A 14,134-nucleotide genomic window follows, 5' to 3' on the forward strand; every position below is an offset into this window, starting at 1 on the left:
TTGCTACGCCACGAGCCACAGTCCGGTCTTTCGTTTCTTCAGTACCAACGATGTTATCCATACGATCAGCAAGACCGCAATAATGATCAAATTCGCTGTAGTTAATGCTCCAAAAAAATTATTGAGAGAATGAAATGCAGCTACGGCAAGCAGAGAGTTGGTCTCATCGGCAACTTTTCCTATCCCCCAGCTACCTAGCACCAATATTCCAAAAAACAATAAATTCGAACTCGTAAACTCAACGTTGAGATGCCACAAGAACCACAAGGTGGCCAGAATTAGGATGTTTACAAACTCCGGGAGTGGCTTTAGCTCACGTTGCAAGAATCCACGCCAACCAATTTCTTCCAACAAGCCGTATACCAGAATGGTGAAAACGCTGTACCATGAAAGCGTGCCTTTGATAAAATATTCAGCCGCTAAAATTAAAGCAATGGGAAGTACCCAGAATAATAAAAAAGGAAAGATAAGCTTACGATAATTCCCTTTTAAAGTTAGTTGCATCTTGATGCCAAATAACGCAAATACGGAAAAAGCTCCGACCGCAGGTCCAGCTCCTTGCAGCACAGCTTTTAGAAAATCATTGTGCACGCCTTCTAAGATTGCGGTCTTATTAGTCACGTAGCGTAAGGCGACTGCTATTAGAAAAAAGACCCCAATAGCCAGATAGTTAACTTTGTTCTTCACAAGATGATGTAGATATTGTCGTTGGTTGATTTTATAATGCTCTCGATTTAATTTCCTTGTTGAGATTACCGATGTAAATCAATAAAAGACCTATTTGAGTTACGCCACCAAATGCAACCGCCAAAAAAGCGTAGTTCTCTTGCGTGATGGCAAAATAAATTAATGCAATACTTGCTATGAGCATGACAAAAGCAAAGCCTAAAAAAATACCAGTAGCTTTTTTCTTCTTCTCGATCAACTCATCCACACTATAATCTTGCAACTTTTTACTCATTATTATCTGGTTAATTTGTGATTGGTAGGTATCAAATAGCAAAGATACGGATAGAAATCTACCGATCACTTCGTATCGATGCCTGCAAATAGATATCTTTGTACAAAGATCTATTTTATTATTCAGCGCTGCAATAAGTCAGAAATTTATGACTACACCTACGGAAGACGTCAACCCCCAACCCTGCCCAGCCAGTCAGCTGTTAAAATCGCTCTCTGGAAAATGGAAACCGGAGCTATTTCGATTGTCCTTAACTTCAAACTTACGCTTTAGCAGCTTGCTACATCAACTTCCGCAGGCCAGCAAGCAATCTATCACTGCTGCACTTCGGGATTTGCAAGCCGATGGATTGTTGGATCGTATTATCTTACAAGAAAAACCATTGCACGTGGAATATCAGCTAACGAACAAAGGAAAGTCACTTGCGCCAGCACTGGCTCAAATAGAAAGTTTGGTACTAGAAACGGAACAATAAAAAAGGTTTGAATGATAGCTCATTCAAACCTTTTCATATTTAGAATACCTCCGCTAAGACCTTACTTAACCTCTTTGAAAGACAGATTCATATTTTGGAACATAAATGCCCATTTGTCTACCTGTTCAGCGATCACCATTTCGGTCGATTTTCCAGCGCCATGCCCGGCTTTAGTTTCGATACGAATCAAAACAGGATTATCGCCCGTATGGTATTCCTGCAAGCGCGCTGCAAACTTAAATGAGTGCGCAGGCACCACGCGATCATCATGATCTGCCGTCATCACCATCGTAGCCGGATACGCGGTATTCGCCTTCAAGGCATGGTAAGGTGAATATTTGTATAAGTAAGAAAACATCTCTTCGCTATCTTCTGCTGTGCCATAATCAAAGGCCCAACCTGCACCAGCCGTAAATTTGTTGTAACGCAACATATCTAATACACCAACTGCTGGGAAAGCAACCTTAAACAATTCTGGACGTTGCGTCATCGCCGCACCAACTAGCAAACCACCGTTAGAACCGCCTGCAATCGCTAAACGTTCTGATGAAGTGAATTTCTCGTTAACCAAGTATTCTGCTGCCGCAATGAAATCATCAAATACATTTTGCTTTTGCAGTTTTGTACCGGCCAAATGCCATTTCTCGCCATATTCACCACCACCACGCAGGTTAGCAACGGCAAATACACCGCCTTGCTCCAACAACAAGATATTGCTCGTGCTGAATGAAGGTGTCAAGCTGATATTAAAACCACCATAACCATACAATAATGTCGGGTTGGTGCCGTCTAACTTCAATCCTTTTTTGTGCGTGATGATCATCGGTACTTTCGTACCATCTTTAGACGTGTAGAAGACTTGTTTTGATTCATATTTATCCGCATCGAATAACACACCTGAGCGTTTGTATTCTTCGGATTTTCCTTCTGTGATATCGTATTTAAAGATTGTCCCTGGATCTACGTAAGACGTGAACGAATAATACAGGGTTTTATCATCTAACTTCGCACTGAAGCCTCCAGCAGTACCTACGCCCGGCAGATTGATTTCCCGCTCGAGCTTACCGCTACGATCAAATTGCTTGACTAGTGAGGTTGCATCTTTCAGATAGTTGGCAAAGATCTTTCCACCACCAGTCGATGGCTGTAGCACCTGCTCCGTTTCAGGAATCACATCTACCCAAGCCGCAGTTCCCGGATTAGAAAAATCAACAGATACCACGCGACCATTTGGTGCATTCAGCTCCGTATAAATAAAGAGCTTAGTGCCATCGTTGTCGATCACCGAATGATTCTTTTCCATATTATCTACGATCGGCACAAACTTCGCCGCTGGATCTGTCAGATCCTTAATGTACAAAGCATTACCAGAAGTCGTGTTGGAAGCACTAGCAATCAAGAAACGGCTATCTTCGGTAACGCCCGCCCCGATATAACGACGCGGAAACGTAGATCCACCCAAGATCAGTTCATCCTCTGCCTGCGGCGTATTCAATTTATGAAAGAATAATTTATGCTGATCCGTCATAGCAGAAAGCGCCGAACCGTCTTTTGGCTTGTCGTAGCTGCTATAGTAGAATCCTTCATTCCCTTGCCAAGATAAGCCAGAGAATTTCACATTGATCAAGGTATCTCCTACCACCGATTTATCAGCCGCATTCAATACAATCACTTTACGCCAATCCGATCCGCCTTCGGAGATTTGATAAGCGACCAACGAACCGTCTTTGCTAAAGCTCACGCCTGCCAATGATGTGGTACCGTCTTGCGAGAATTTGTTCGGATCCAAGAAAACTTCCTCCTTCTCCTTTTCGCCCTTCTTGCGGTACAAAACGTATTGGTTTTGCAATCCGTCGTTTTTATAGAAATACGTGAAGTCACCTTCTTCAAAAGGTGCTGTCACTTTCTCAAAATCCCATAATTTCTGCAAACGCTCCCGCATCGCTTCGCGAAATGGAATCTGACTCAAGTAATCATTCGTCACTTCATTTTCGGCCACCACCCAAGCTTTTGTCTTGTCAGACAAATCATCTTCCAACCAACGATACGGATCTTCTACCGTAGTACCAAAGTATACATCTTGCTGACCTGCTTTCTCCGTTTGAGGATAGGGCTTCAAAGCGATGCTTTCTGCTGGTGCAATTTCTTTGGATTCATTACAAGCTACGAATGCCAAGGAAACCACCACATAACCAAATCTTTTATTTACCATCATGTTTTAGCTGTTTGTACGAAAAAATTAAATATACTAACATAATATAAAAATTAGGTAATTTCGTCGATATGTCCACGAAAACCACGGTGTATTTTGCTTCAGACTTCCATTTAGGAGCCTATCCACTCTCGGCATCCAAGCTTCGAGAAAAACGTATTGTTTCTTGGCTTGACCACATCAAACAAGATGCAAAAGCGCTTTATCTGATGGGCGACATTTTCGATTTCTGGTTCGAATACCAGACCGTAGCGCCTAAAGGATATATCCGCTTTCTAGGTAAGTTGGCAGAATTGGCCGACTTGGGTATCCCGATCACCTTCTTTAAAGGCAACCACGATATGTGGATGTTTGGTTATCTTAAAGAAGAATTAAACGCAACCATTATCGACAATGAACAAGTGATCCAACTGGATGGAAAGCGTTTCTACCTGCATCATGGCGACGGATTGGGTCCGGGTGACCGGAAGTATAAATTCCTCAAAAAAATATTTCGTAGTCCACTTTGTCAGTGGTTATTTGCACGATTGCATCCTAATTTGGGGATCGGGATAGCGACATTGTGGTCCAAACAAAGTCGCCTAGCCAGCGGCGAAAATGACGGATTCTTGGGTGAGGATAAAGAATGGTTGTATCAATATGCTTCCGTTGTAGAAACAAAAGATCATCACGACTATTACATCTTCGGGCATCGGCATCTTCCTTACAATTTACCTGTCGGAGATCAGAGTAAGATCATCAACTTAGGAGAATGGGTAAATTACGAAACCTACGCGACTTGGGATGGTCAGGAACTGAACTTACACAGCTGGAAAAAGCATTAACCTTAGCAGATAATGGGCTCGATTATCCGGTCTTTAATATCTACGACCGCACGTTAAAGCAAAGTTTTTTAAGTACTTTTGTGCACTTTTACAATACGTTCGCACGAGCGAGCCATAGTTTACTATCGGTGCGCTATCACGTTGGTGAACCCTATATTTTAGGACATATATTATGTTAGAGAAATTACAAGCAATAAAAGAGCGCTGGGAAAGTGTTGAGGTCGAACTTAGCAGCCCGGATATTACTAGCGACATGAAACGTTTCGCTAAATTGAATAAAGAGTATAAAGATCTTTCCAAAATCGTAGAGCAATACCATATTTACAAGAATATCGTTAGCAATATCGACACCAACAAGGATATTCTAGCGAATGAAAAAGATCAGGAACTGCGAGAGATGGCCAAAGAAGAAATGGACACCTTGTGGACTCAAAGAGAAGAAAAAGAAGAAGAGATTCGCTTGATGCTGATCCCGAAAGATCCGGAAGATGCTAAAAACGCGATCTTAGAGATTCGTGGTGGTAGTGGTGGCGATGAGGCCGCATTATTCGCAGGCGATTTGTACCGCATGTATACGCGTTATTTTGAAACCAAAGGATGGAAAAACGAGGTCATGGACGTGACCGAAGGTACTTCTGGCGGTTATAAAGAGGTCGTGCTGAAAGTAATCGGAGAAGATGCGTACGGACAACTGAAATATGAATCGGGCGTACATCGTGTACAGCGTGTGCCAGATACCGAAACCCAAGGACGTGTGCACACGTCTGCAGCTTCCATTGCGGTACTTCCAGAAGCAGAAGAAGTGGACGTAGAGATCAACCCTGCTGATGTAGAACTGCAAACTTCCCGTTCAGGTGGTGCTGGTGGGCAGAATGTAAATAAGGTAGAAACGAAAGTACAGCTGACGCACAAACCATCTGGGATAGTCGTGGTTTGTCAAGTAGAGCGTTCGCAGCTAGCCAACCGTGAGCTGGCCATGGAAATGCTACGCAACAAACTATATGAATTGGAAGTACAAAAGAAACATGGTGATGTAGCCGCCAAGCGGAAAACGATGGTATCTACTGGAGACCGTTCGGCCAAAATCCGCACATATAATTATCCGCAAGGACGTGTCACCGAACATCGCATCGGCTTGACTATGTATAACTTGCCTGCCGTAATGGATGGCGCCATCCAAGATATTATCGATGCATTGCAGTTTGCGGAAAATGCAGAAAAGATGAAGGAAGGCACCGTAGACTAGCTTTTTTGAAAAAAGTACTAGCGGATATAGAAATAAACACTATATTTGCACACCTTCTAAAAAGAGGGGAAATGGTCTGGTAGTTCAGCTGGTTAGAATACATGCCTGTCACGCATGGGGTCGCGGGTTCGAGTCCCGTCCAGACCGCAAAAAAGGAAGATAATTCCGATACGTTCTTTTACAACAACAATTAAAAAGTCTTGAGAATACTGGTCTGGTAGTTCAGCTGGTTAGAATACATGCCTGTCACGCATGGGGTCGCGGGTTCGAGTCCCGTCCAGACCGCCATTATTCTCAAGTACTTTTATTTTATTAGGTCTGGTAGTTCAGCTGGTTAGAATACATGCCTGTCACGCATGGGGTCGCGGGTTCGAGTCCCGTCCAGACCGCCAAAAAAAAGGTCTTCGTCTCTCAAGATGAAGACCTTTTTTTGTTTACGCTAATTTCATTGTGCATATCGGTTCATTTCGATCGCGAAACAAATGGTAGAAAATTCCGTTTTAAGTTACAAATGGATGCGCATGTCTTCACCATGCAAGGTAGTTTCATACACCAAAAAATGGGCTCATTGTCAATCACATAAAGAAAATACGCACAGAAGCAGATGCATTTCACAAAAATTCCAGTACGTTTGACATTATTTTTATAAATTAAGTTCACATCAACGGGTTACTATTGTAGCTAATTACGTATTAATAGGTGAGTAATATTAGAAACATATTGCCAAAAGAGATCGACGATCTTTCTCTGCTGAAAGGCATTGCCAATCGGGACAATCGGGTTATACTACAACTTTACAAGTTGCATTACCCGTATGTAGAGCGGATGATCTTGAATAACAACGGATCGAAGGACCAAGCAAAAGATGTCTTTCAGGAAGCGGTTATGGTATTGTATGATAAGGTTACTGGACAAGGGTTCGTACTCGAAAGCAAGCTAAAAACGTTTCTTTACGCGGTTAGTCGCAGATTGTGGCTGAAGCAGCTTAGCAAAAAATCGAATAATCATTATTCGATCGAGCAAGATGGTTTTGAAGAAAGTCTAGATCTCAATGAAGATCTGGAGATGCATGAAGATCAAGAACGGCAGTTTGAGAAAATGGAAAGTGCACTGCAAGTACTAGGCGAACCTTGTCAAAGCATATTAACGGATTTTTATTTCCGAAACAAATCGATGCAGGACATTTGCGAAAAATTTGGGTATACCAATACGGACAATACCAAAACGCAAAAATATAAGTGCCTGCAGCGATTGAAAAAATTATTTTTCAGCGGAAACCCGCACGATGCCTAGCTCCTAGTAAAGCCACGCATTCGAACGATTCTGACTGAATGCTGTGTTATAGACCTTCAAAAACAACTGGAAGATGGGAAAATGGACCTTACAAGAATTTTTGGAACAAGCCGATAGATACTTGGCCAATGAGCTTACGGTGGAAGAACGCATGGAGTTCGATCACTTCCGCCGCGAGAATCCCCTCTTTGAGGAAAAATTCGTACAACACCAAGCACTGATCAGCGACATTGAGCAACATCATCGCCGTGCAGAATTTAAGCAGTCATTAGAAGATGTATTCGAGCAAGACTATCGCAGCACAGCGCGGATCACTCGTTTGTGGAATGTGTTACGTATCAATGCCGTAGCTGCAGCCGCTGTGGCGATCTTGTCTTCTTTAGCCACGCTATATAGTACCGGATACTTTTCTACCATCAAAAAGACGACATCTGATTATAGTGCTTTGCGCCGCGAGGTAAATAATGTGAAGCGCAATGTCAATGCACAACATACCGCCATTAAAAACATTAATAATAACCAAAGTGAACAACCGGATATGCATTATGGTGCGACGGGGTTTTTATTAAACAAGAATGGCTATGTTGTTACCAATTTTCACGTGGTGAATGGTGCGGATTCCGTGCATTTGCAAAACCGCTCAGGCGAATCATATAAAGCCGACATCATCTACAAGGATGCGACCAAGGATTTAGCAATTCTACACATCAGCGATAGCGAATTTACGCCAAGCAAAAATATTCCCTATTCATTCCGCCGTCAGAGTTTAGATTTAGGGGACGACATTTTTACCATTGGCTATCCCCGCGATGAAGCGGTGTATGGTGAAGGATATCTAAGTTCGGCCACTGGTTATGCAGGCGATACATTAGCTTACCAAATCTCTATCCCTTTAAATCCAGGAAATAGTGGTGGTCCTGTGTTTGACCATTACGGAAATATTATTGGGATTATCTCAGGTAAACAAAAAGGAATTGACGGCGCCGGATTTGCGATAAAAACGGAAGCGCTAATGAATGCGCTTAAAGACATACCGGAAGATGTATTAAAAGGCAATTTAGATCTAAGCGAAAGAAACTCCATGAGCAGCCTGAGCCGTACTGAACAAATCAAAAAGCTACAAGACTTTATCTATATCGTCAAAGTATATTAAATTCGCGTAGGTTTTTACATAAATCAAGAAAGGCTAGGAATCACGCATGATTCCTAGCCTTTCTTATTATCATTCCAGCTGGCCAATGCAAACCTTCTGGTTCAACACGCCTAAATATTAGGCTGCGGTGTAGTGCGTAAGTAAGGCTTGATTTCAGTGTGCCCTTTCGGAAATTTGGCTGGAATATCTTCCGTTTTAATTGCTGGCACGACGATCACATCTTCACCATGTTTCCAATCTGCTGGCGTAGCGACAGAATATTCTGCCGTAAGTTGCAAGGAATCAATCACACGCAAAATTTCCTGAAAATTTCTTCCCGTCGAAGCAGGATACGTCAACGTCAATTTTACCTTACGATCTGGCCCAATCACAAATACCGAACGTACTGTAGCAGTGGCCGAAGCATTTGGATGAATCATATCGTACAATTCAGCAATCTTGCGATCTTTATCCGCAATAATTGGGAAATCCACCGTCGTATTTTGTGTTTCGTTGATATCCTTGATCCACTCGTGGTGATCTTCTACCGAATCAACACTCAAAGCCAATACTTTCACGTTACGCGCCTCAAACTCCTGCTTTAGCTGTGCCGTACGCCCCAATTCTGTCGTACACACGGGCGTGTAATCGGAAGGGTGAGAATATAAAACAACCCAGCTATCTTTGGTATAATCGTAGAAATCAATTTCACCAATTGTGGTTTGTGCTTGGAAATTTGGGGCCTCATCGCCCAATCTTAAACTCATATATTAAGCTCCTTTCTTTATGTACCTATTAATATCTACTAATGTAATAGATTTTATAGTCATAACAAAGTAGTGGGCTTCCTGTTTTACTAAATATTACGATCTTTCAACAGTATACAATAGCTGGTTAGACAGATCGATCAAATCCTGTCGATAGAAATGGCGAAATACCACCTCACCCGAAGCTGTGCTAATATGCAAATTGCCCGTTTTTGGAATACGCTGCCAAAGCGTTTGAGATACGCTTACCGAGATAATGCGATCCGTCGGAATAACCAGCTGTTTCAGATCCCACACACCATCTTCTTTGACCAAACAATCTCCATAGATCCGCAATTTGTACGAGCGATAATATAGGATATTGTATAAACTTAGCAGAACAAACAGGAAGCAGATGGTCCACAAAACCAAGATGTCACCATCTCTATAATACCATACCAAAGCTACCGCCAACGTAATTATCGTAAGCTTCACCATGCGACTGATGCATAAGCCAATTTTTGGTTTCTTCGTTTCTGTAGCGACCTCTGTCAACGACCGACCAAAAACCAACTGCCACACCGCTTCTCTGGATAAGGTATTTATTCCTGGAATATGGATGATGCCTTGATCCTTTTGCTCTGGATCTGTATTCACCTGCAGCAGCGACAAAATACCCAGATCCATTAACTTTAGAATACGGTTTTGTACAAAGATCATCATCTGGATTTTCTTCCGATTGAAAATTACCTGTTGCAGCTGAAATAATCCATAATGCATCATAAAATCGCCTTTTTTATTCTTCCGGAGCGAAAAGCTGAAATAACCAAAAAAGTATTTGACCAGATTGATTCCTATGGGAATAAGGAGTATTATGACAAAAAGGAGCACTATTCGGCCGACAAAATTCATCCATTGCGCTTGATAATCCTGATAATATCCTTCATAATCTATACTTGGAATGAAGTCACGAAACACATCTACTAAACCAATCAGAAAAGTAAAGAATAAAAGCAGCCCTTGCTTGTAGTTGGTAAATAAACTCACCAATAGGATTGAGCTATTTGAAATCTGAAACAGCAGCTCATTCGCCGCCAGCTCGTGATCTGCCAATCCCTCGCCAACGTCTATCTCTGATAGATTTTTGGCCACCAGATAATCCCGCAAAGCCAAAGCCGTCGGCTCGCTCAACGCATAAAGATCTACTTCCTTCCCTTTGCTTCCGGCAGAATCTATTTCCAAACTATATAAATCCAAAGCTTGCTGTATCACATTTTGCCGTACATTGACCTGCAGTATATTTTCAAATTTCAAGACAATCTTGCTCTTGCTAAACAATCCACTATTCAATACAAAAGTCTGCGCCTCTTCATCCACGTAAAAGATAAAATTGCGATGTCGGAAATAGGAGTAGATAAAATGCAAGGCGACCAATCCACCCAAGATCGCCCAGAATTGCCAAGTCAGAAAAAGATGTCCATTTTTTATGGCAATGAATACTAATGGAAGTGCCAAAGAGCGGAGAATTCTTCCGAAGGACAGCAATCCCTCGACCACAAATCCGCCCGCATCTAGCCGATGATGTTGCGAAAAATCGATAGCCTTACTCATGGTCGAACGCCGATGATTTGTCAATAGTCGATACGCGCTCCGCCAAATGTTGTTGCAAAGCTAAGGCATGCGGATTGTCGAGCCCAGCAATATGCATATCTTTGCCCGCGCCAGCGGTAAAAAGCTCTACCGTGACTAACCCAAGCAATCTGCCAAACACCGAGGTTTTTACTTTGATGTGTTGTATGTGTTTGATGGGAATGACTAAGGTGTACTGCGAAAAGATGCCTGCTCGATAGAGCACATCATGTTGCCGAACGGCATAACCACGGCGTCGGAAAGAAACCAAATTGAAAACTAGATATACACCAGAAAGAACGGTTAAAAATGCTGCAGCAGATATCCAAACTGGCGTTTCCATACCAGTGCCTTCGTCCGCAGATATCACCACGGCAGCTAGAATAGCCATAGCAAGCAGCCAAATTAGCACCGTATTGGCAATAATAAAGAAGCGATATTTTGGAGAAATGGGGTTAAAGGACACCGACTCCCACTGTGGAATGGTATCTAAATTTACAGGATTATTTTCAAAGCTAGCCATATAGGTATCTGAGCGGTCTTAAGGGAGTATTGAGATCTAAAATAGGTAAATCCGCGACATTTAGAAATAAAAAGCAATTAATTTATTATGCCAGCATAATAAATTAATTTATATTTGGGTAACCAATGCAGTAGATATGATGAACTTTAGATTATCCGAAGAGCATACCATGATTCAGCAAGCAGCACGCGAATTTGCTCAGGAATTGAAAGCAGGCGTGATCGAACGCGACGAAAAAGCACTCTTTCCACATGAATTTGTCAAGAAAATGGCAGACTTAGGTTTTTTGGGATTGATGGTTCCAGAAGCTTATGGCGGTGCAGGATTGGACACCTTGGCATACGTGTTGGTATTAGAAGAGATTGCTAAAATCGATGCCTCGACTGCCGTCATTTTATCTGCCCATAATTCGCTCGTACTTTGGGGTCTAAATGAATATGGCAGCGAAGAACAAAAAGAAAAATACCTTCGCCCGTTAGCTGCTGGAGAAAAACTCGGCGCCTTTGCCTTATCAGAACCTGAAGCTGGCTCTGATGCTTCGTCGCAGCACACGATGGCAGAAGATAAAGGTGACTATTACCTCGTGAATGGCACCAAAAACTGGATAACCAATGGCGGCAATGCTGACATTTACCTCGTCATTGCTCAAACCGATGCTAGCGCGGGTCATCGTGGCATCAATGTCCTGATTGTTGAGAAAGGTATGCCGGGATTTACCATTGGTCCAAAAGAAAATAAATTAGGTATTCGCAGTTCGGACACGCATTCTTTGATGTTCTCCGACGCAAAAGTACCGAAAGAGAATCGTATTGGCGAAGATGGCTTTGGATTTAAGTTTGCCATGAAAACCTTAGATGGCGGACGGATTGGTATTGCTTCCCAAGCGCTGGGTATTGCGGCTGGTGCTTACGATTTAGCTCTCGCCTATTCTCAAGAACGCAAGACCTTTGGCAAGCCTATCAGCAATCACCAAGCGATACAGTTCAAGCTGGCAGACATGGAAGTAGAGATTGAAGCGGCGCGCTTGCTTACCTACAAAGCAGCCTGGACAAAAGATCAAGGACTTCCATACGGTAAAGAAGCTGCTATGGCGAAATTACACACTTCAGAAGTAGCGATGAAGCATACGGTTGAAGCAATACAAATCCACGGCGGATATGGCTATGTGAAGGAATACCACGTAGAACGATTGATGCGCGACGCGAAGATCACGCAAATCTACGAAGGTACTTCCGAGATTCAACGATTGGTAATCGCACGAGAAATTTTGAAGTAATAGCGTGATTTAGGCGAACAGAATTCGCCTAAATCACCTCATAATGATTAGCCCTGTTTAAGCGCAGCATCAATCTTGGCCAAATGATTAAAATCTTCGAACGAGAAGCTACCCGTGCTGGCAGCATGATGCTCTAGCAAGCCTTTTGCCTTTTCCAACAGAGATCTGTCTCCGCTTAGAAATCCATCGTACATATGCAGCAAAGCCAATGGCCGCACTTGTTCGACTTGCAAAGTCTCATCTGCATAGGCTTTCAACGAGGCCAGATCCAGTGATTGAAAGTAATCACGGTCTTTACCAAAATAAGTTTTATACCCTGCGGCCACCTCTTCATCTTCACCAGAGGTGGACAAGCCACTCTCCCATTTTTCTACGACCAAACGTAGAAACTTTCCCATTTCATTGATCCAGTTCAGGATCGTATCTTTCTCTACTCGTATTCCCATTTTCTATTTTCTGTTTTTCTATCGCGACCAGAAAGGTCTTCTTACACCTATATTTTACCAACTTTCTACTTACCTCGTAACAGGCTTTATCTTGGTAGTAATAGTGGTAAATATAGTATTATTCTTCCTACCAAATCAATGACTGCATACCGTAAAAAACCGTTGCAATCTACAGCAATACAATATCATCCGCGTGCGCGACTTCCAAATTTTTCTGCCCCGCATGCGCCCGAAGCTCCGCAGAATCAATACGCGCTTTGGCCACCGCATACACTACCTGCTGTTCATCGACCAATTGAAAAATCTCTCCAGCCACAAAATCGCCTAGAATTTCCTGAACGCCGACTGCCAACAAACTTTTTCTGGCTTTCAGCGCTTCAATAGCGCCGGCATCCACTTCCAGCTTTCCTGAAATCAAGCTACCAGAAGCCATCCATTTATGCCGAGAAGAGATGCGTTTGCCCTGCGCAAGGCATACCGTACCGGTTTCGCCTTGCATTGCTTTTAGCAATCCGTCTTCTGTTTTCATGCTAAAGATGACCGATTCTATGCCCATTTGACTGGCCAATCGGGCAAAATTCAATTTGGAAGTCATTCCGCCCAATCCTACCGACGACTTATCTTTGCGCGCCAATCCGAGCACCCCGCTATCAATTTGTGTAATCTCTGACACAACCTCACCAGCCGCATCTAGCACACCGGGTACCGATGTACTAAAGAGTAATTTCTCCGCACCAAAGCCTACGGCGATTAAGGTCGCCAGCTCATCATTGTCCGAAAATTTCAGTTCTTGACTGCTCACCACATCATTTTCATTGGCTATCGGAATGATATGATTGCGCCAAAGGGTTTCATACGTGCTTTTCAACTGTAGAAACTGATCCCGATTGGCAAAATGCTGTCGCTCACAAAGACTTTGCGCCAGCGCAATCTTAAAAGGTTTGAAATACGTGGCATAGGTCTGCAACAAACGTGGATTGCCAATGGCCGCCGCCGCCTTGCGTTCGGAAAGCGTACCGCGATAATGCGGTAAAAATCGTTTGCCAGCAGCTACCGCTCCCGACGACACTAACACGATATTATACTGCTCTTGCAGTTTACTCACTTGCCGAGCAATCTCCAGAATGACGCGTTCATCTACTTCACCCTGCTGATCGGTCACCGCAGCAGAGCCAAATTTAACAACCAGTATAGGCTTCTTCATAACGGTAGTAAATTAGAATTTATTTCTTGTTCACGCAAGTCTGTTAAGTTATGTTAATCATTCCATTGGCCGATGCAATTGATATTAATAAGAGTGGTTCCAACATCTATTATATATTGAGTCAAGAAAAGAGCAACTAGAGAAGTGCTGACTCTTGAAATGTAATC

General features: G+C 42.9%; 14 protein-coding genes and 3 tRNA genes. 9 read left to right on the forward strand and 8 right to left on the reverse strand.

The window, feature by feature from the left end:
• Window positions 1-3: 3 nt before the first annotated feature.
• Entirely contained in the window at window positions 4-687 is a 684-nt protein-coding gene (locus tag AC3IRT_RS16250; RefSeq protein WP_489394256.1) for a CPBP family glutamic-type intramembrane protease, read from the reverse strand.
• 31 nt (window positions 688-718) lie between these two features.
• On the reverse strand, window positions 719-961 hold the full coding sequence (locus tag AC3IRT_RS16255) for a hypothetical protein (protein WP_489394257.1): 243 nt from the start codon (window positions 959-961) through the stop codon (window positions 719-721).
• A 148-nt stretch (window positions 962-1,109) separates the two neighbouring features.
• Here AC3IRT_RS16255 and AC3IRT_RS16260 point away from each other — a divergent pair, with 148 nt between their 5' ends.
• On the forward strand, window positions 1,110-1,436 hold the full coding sequence (locus AC3IRT_RS16260; protein WP_489394258.1) for a winged helix-turn-helix transcriptional regulator: 327 nt from the start codon (window positions 1,110-1,112) through the stop codon (window positions 1,434-1,436).
• Window positions 1,437-1,497: 61 nt separating this feature from the next.
• Here AC3IRT_RS16260 and AC3IRT_RS16265 read toward each other — a convergent pair whose 3' ends face one another.
• Window positions 1,498-3,648, reverse strand: coding sequence for a prolyl oligopeptidase family serine peptidase (locus AC3IRT_RS16265; protein WP_489396142.1), 2,151 nt, complete (start codon window positions 3,646-3,648; stop codon window positions 1,498-1,500).
• A gap of 71 nt (window positions 3,649-3,719) precedes the next feature.
• Here AC3IRT_RS16265 and AC3IRT_RS16270 point away from each other — a divergent pair, with 71 nt between their 5' ends.
• The 7 genes from AC3IRT_RS16270 (at window position 3,720) to AC3IRT_RS16300 (ending at window position 8,164) form a co-directional block, all read left to right on the forward strand.
• Complete coding sequence (locus tag AC3IRT_RS16270; RefSeq protein WP_489394259.1) at window positions 3,720-4,472, forward strand: UDP-2,3-diacylglucosamine diphosphatase; 753 nt, start codon at window positions 3,720-3,722, stop codon at window positions 4,470-4,472.
• Between the two features lie 172 nt (window positions 4,473-4,644).
• Window positions 4,645-5,718, forward strand: a complete 1,074-nt coding sequence (gene prfA / locus AC3IRT_RS16275) for a peptide chain release factor 1 (RefSeq protein ID WP_489394260.1) — start codon at window positions 4,645-4,647, stop codon at window positions 5,716-5,718.
• A gap of 73 nt (window positions 5,719-5,791) precedes the next feature.
• A tRNA-Asp gene (locus AC3IRT_RS16280) sits at window positions 5,792-5,865 on the forward strand.
• A gap of 64 nt (window positions 5,866-5,929) precedes the next feature.
• Window positions 5,930-6,006, forward strand: a tRNA-Asp gene (locus AC3IRT_RS16285).
• A 27-nt stretch (window positions 6,007-6,033) separates the two neighbouring features.
• Window positions 6,034-6,110: transfer RNA gene (locus AC3IRT_RS16290), tRNA-Asp, on the forward strand.
• Between the two features lie 307 nt (window positions 6,111-6,417).
• Window positions 6,418-7,011, forward strand: coding sequence for an RNA polymerase sigma factor (locus AC3IRT_RS16295; protein WP_489394261.1), 594 nt, complete (start codon window positions 6,418-6,420; stop codon window positions 7,009-7,011).
• A 73-nt stretch (window positions 7,012-7,084) separates the two neighbouring features.
• Window positions 7,085-8,164, forward strand: a complete 1,080-nt coding sequence (locus tag AC3IRT_RS16300; RefSeq protein ID WP_489394262.1) for a S1C family serine protease — start codon at window positions 7,085-7,087, stop codon at window positions 8,162-8,164.
• Window positions 8,165-8,274: 110 nt separating this feature from the next.
• Here the strand turns inward: AC3IRT_RS16300 and AC3IRT_RS16305 are convergent, their stop codons facing one another.
• From AC3IRT_RS16305 to AC3IRT_RS16315, 3 genes are all read right to left on the reverse strand, one after another.
• Window positions 8,275-8,910, reverse strand: a complete 636-nt coding sequence (locus tag AC3IRT_RS16305) for a peroxiredoxin (RefSeq protein WP_489394263.1) — start codon at window positions 8,908-8,910, stop codon at window positions 8,275-8,277.
• 96 nt (window positions 8,911-9,006) lie between these two features.
• Complete coding sequence (locus AC3IRT_RS16310; protein WP_489394264.1) at window positions 9,007-10,500, reverse strand: PH domain-containing protein; 1,494 nt, start codon at window positions 10,498-10,500, stop codon at window positions 9,007-9,009.
• Window positions 10,493-11,041: a PH domain-containing protein gene (locus tag AC3IRT_RS16315; protein WP_489394265.1), complete on the reverse strand. Its 549-nt coding sequence runs from the start codon at window positions 11,039-11,041 to the stop codon at window positions 10,493-10,495. The genes AC3IRT_RS16310 and AC3IRT_RS16315 overlap by 8 nt, the downstream gene beginning before the upstream one ends.
• Before the next feature lie 139 nt (window positions 11,042-11,180).
• Between AC3IRT_RS16315 and AC3IRT_RS16320 the strand changes: the two genes are divergently transcribed.
• Window positions 11,181-12,317, forward strand: a complete 1,137-nt coding sequence (locus AC3IRT_RS16320) for an acyl-CoA dehydrogenase (RefSeq protein ID WP_489396143.1) — start codon at window positions 11,181-11,183, stop codon at window positions 12,315-12,317.
• A gap of 47 nt (window positions 12,318-12,364) precedes the next feature.
• Here the strand turns inward: AC3IRT_RS16320 and AC3IRT_RS16325 are convergent, their stop codons facing one another.
• Both AC3IRT_RS16325 and proB read right to left on the reverse strand, forming a co-directional pair.
• The gene (locus tag AC3IRT_RS16325; protein ID WP_489394266.1) at window positions 12,365-12,763 is read right to left on the reverse strand and encodes a hypothetical protein; all 399 of its coding nucleotides are present in this window, start codon (window positions 12,761-12,763) and stop codon (window positions 12,365-12,367) included.
• A gap of 169 nt (window positions 12,764-12,932) precedes the next feature.
• Window positions 12,933-13,967, reverse strand: coding sequence for a glutamate 5-kinase (proB, locus tag AC3IRT_RS16330; protein ID WP_489394267.1), 1,035 nt, complete (start codon window positions 13,965-13,967; stop codon window positions 12,933-12,935).
• Window positions 13,968-14,134 lie beyond the last annotated feature (167 nt).

The sequence above is a fragment of the Sphingobacterium sp. KH_072 genome (assembly GCF_057837975.1).

Bases quoted from the DNA above. Each gene is read 5' to 3' on its own strand.
- AC3IRT_RS16255 (WP_489394257.1), bottom strand. From the start codon at position 961: ATGAGTAAAAAGTTGCAAGATTATAGTGTGGATGAGTTGATCGAGAAG.
- AC3IRT_RS16260 (WP_489394258.1), top strand. From the start codon at position 1,110: ATGACTACACCTACGGAAGACGTCAACCCCCAACCCTGCCCAGCCAGT.
- AC3IRT_RS16265 (WP_489396142.1), bottom strand. From the start codon at position 3,648: ATGGTAAATAAAAGATTTGGTTATGTGGTGGTTTCCTTGGCATTCGTA.
- AC3IRT_RS16270 (WP_489394259.1), top strand. From the start codon at position 3,720: ATGTCCACGAAAACCACGGTGTATTTTGCTTCAGACTTCCATTTAGGA.
- prfA (WP_489394260.1), top strand. From the start codon at position 4,645: ATGTTAGAGAAATTACAAGCAATAAAAGAGCGCTGGGAAAGTGTTGAG.
- AC3IRT_RS16300 (WP_489394262.1), top strand. From the start codon at position 7,085: ATGGGAAAATGGACCTTACAAGAATTTTTGGAACAAGCCGATAGATAC.
- AC3IRT_RS16305 (WP_489394263.1), bottom strand. From the start codon at position 8,910: ATGAGTTTAAGATTGGGCGATGAGGCCCCAAATTTCCAAGCACAAACC.
- AC3IRT_RS16310 (WP_489394264.1), bottom strand. From the start codon at position 10,500: ATGAGTAAGGCTATCGATTTTTCGCAACATCATCGGCTAGATGCGGGC.
- AC3IRT_RS16315 (WP_489394265.1), bottom strand. From the start codon at position 11,041: ATGGCTAGCTTTGAAAATAATCCTGTAAATTTAGATACCATTCCACAG.
- AC3IRT_RS16320 (WP_489396143.1), top strand. From the start codon at position 11,181: ATGAACTTTAGATTATCCGAAGAGCATACCATGATTCAGCAAGCAGCA.
- AC3IRT_RS16325 (WP_489394266.1), bottom strand. From the start codon at position 12,763: ATGGGAATACGAGTAGAGAAAGATACGATCCTGAACTGGATCAATGAA.
- proB (WP_489394267.1), bottom strand. From the start codon at position 13,967: ATGAAGAAGCCTATACTGGTTGTTAAATTTGGCTCTGCTGCGGTGACC.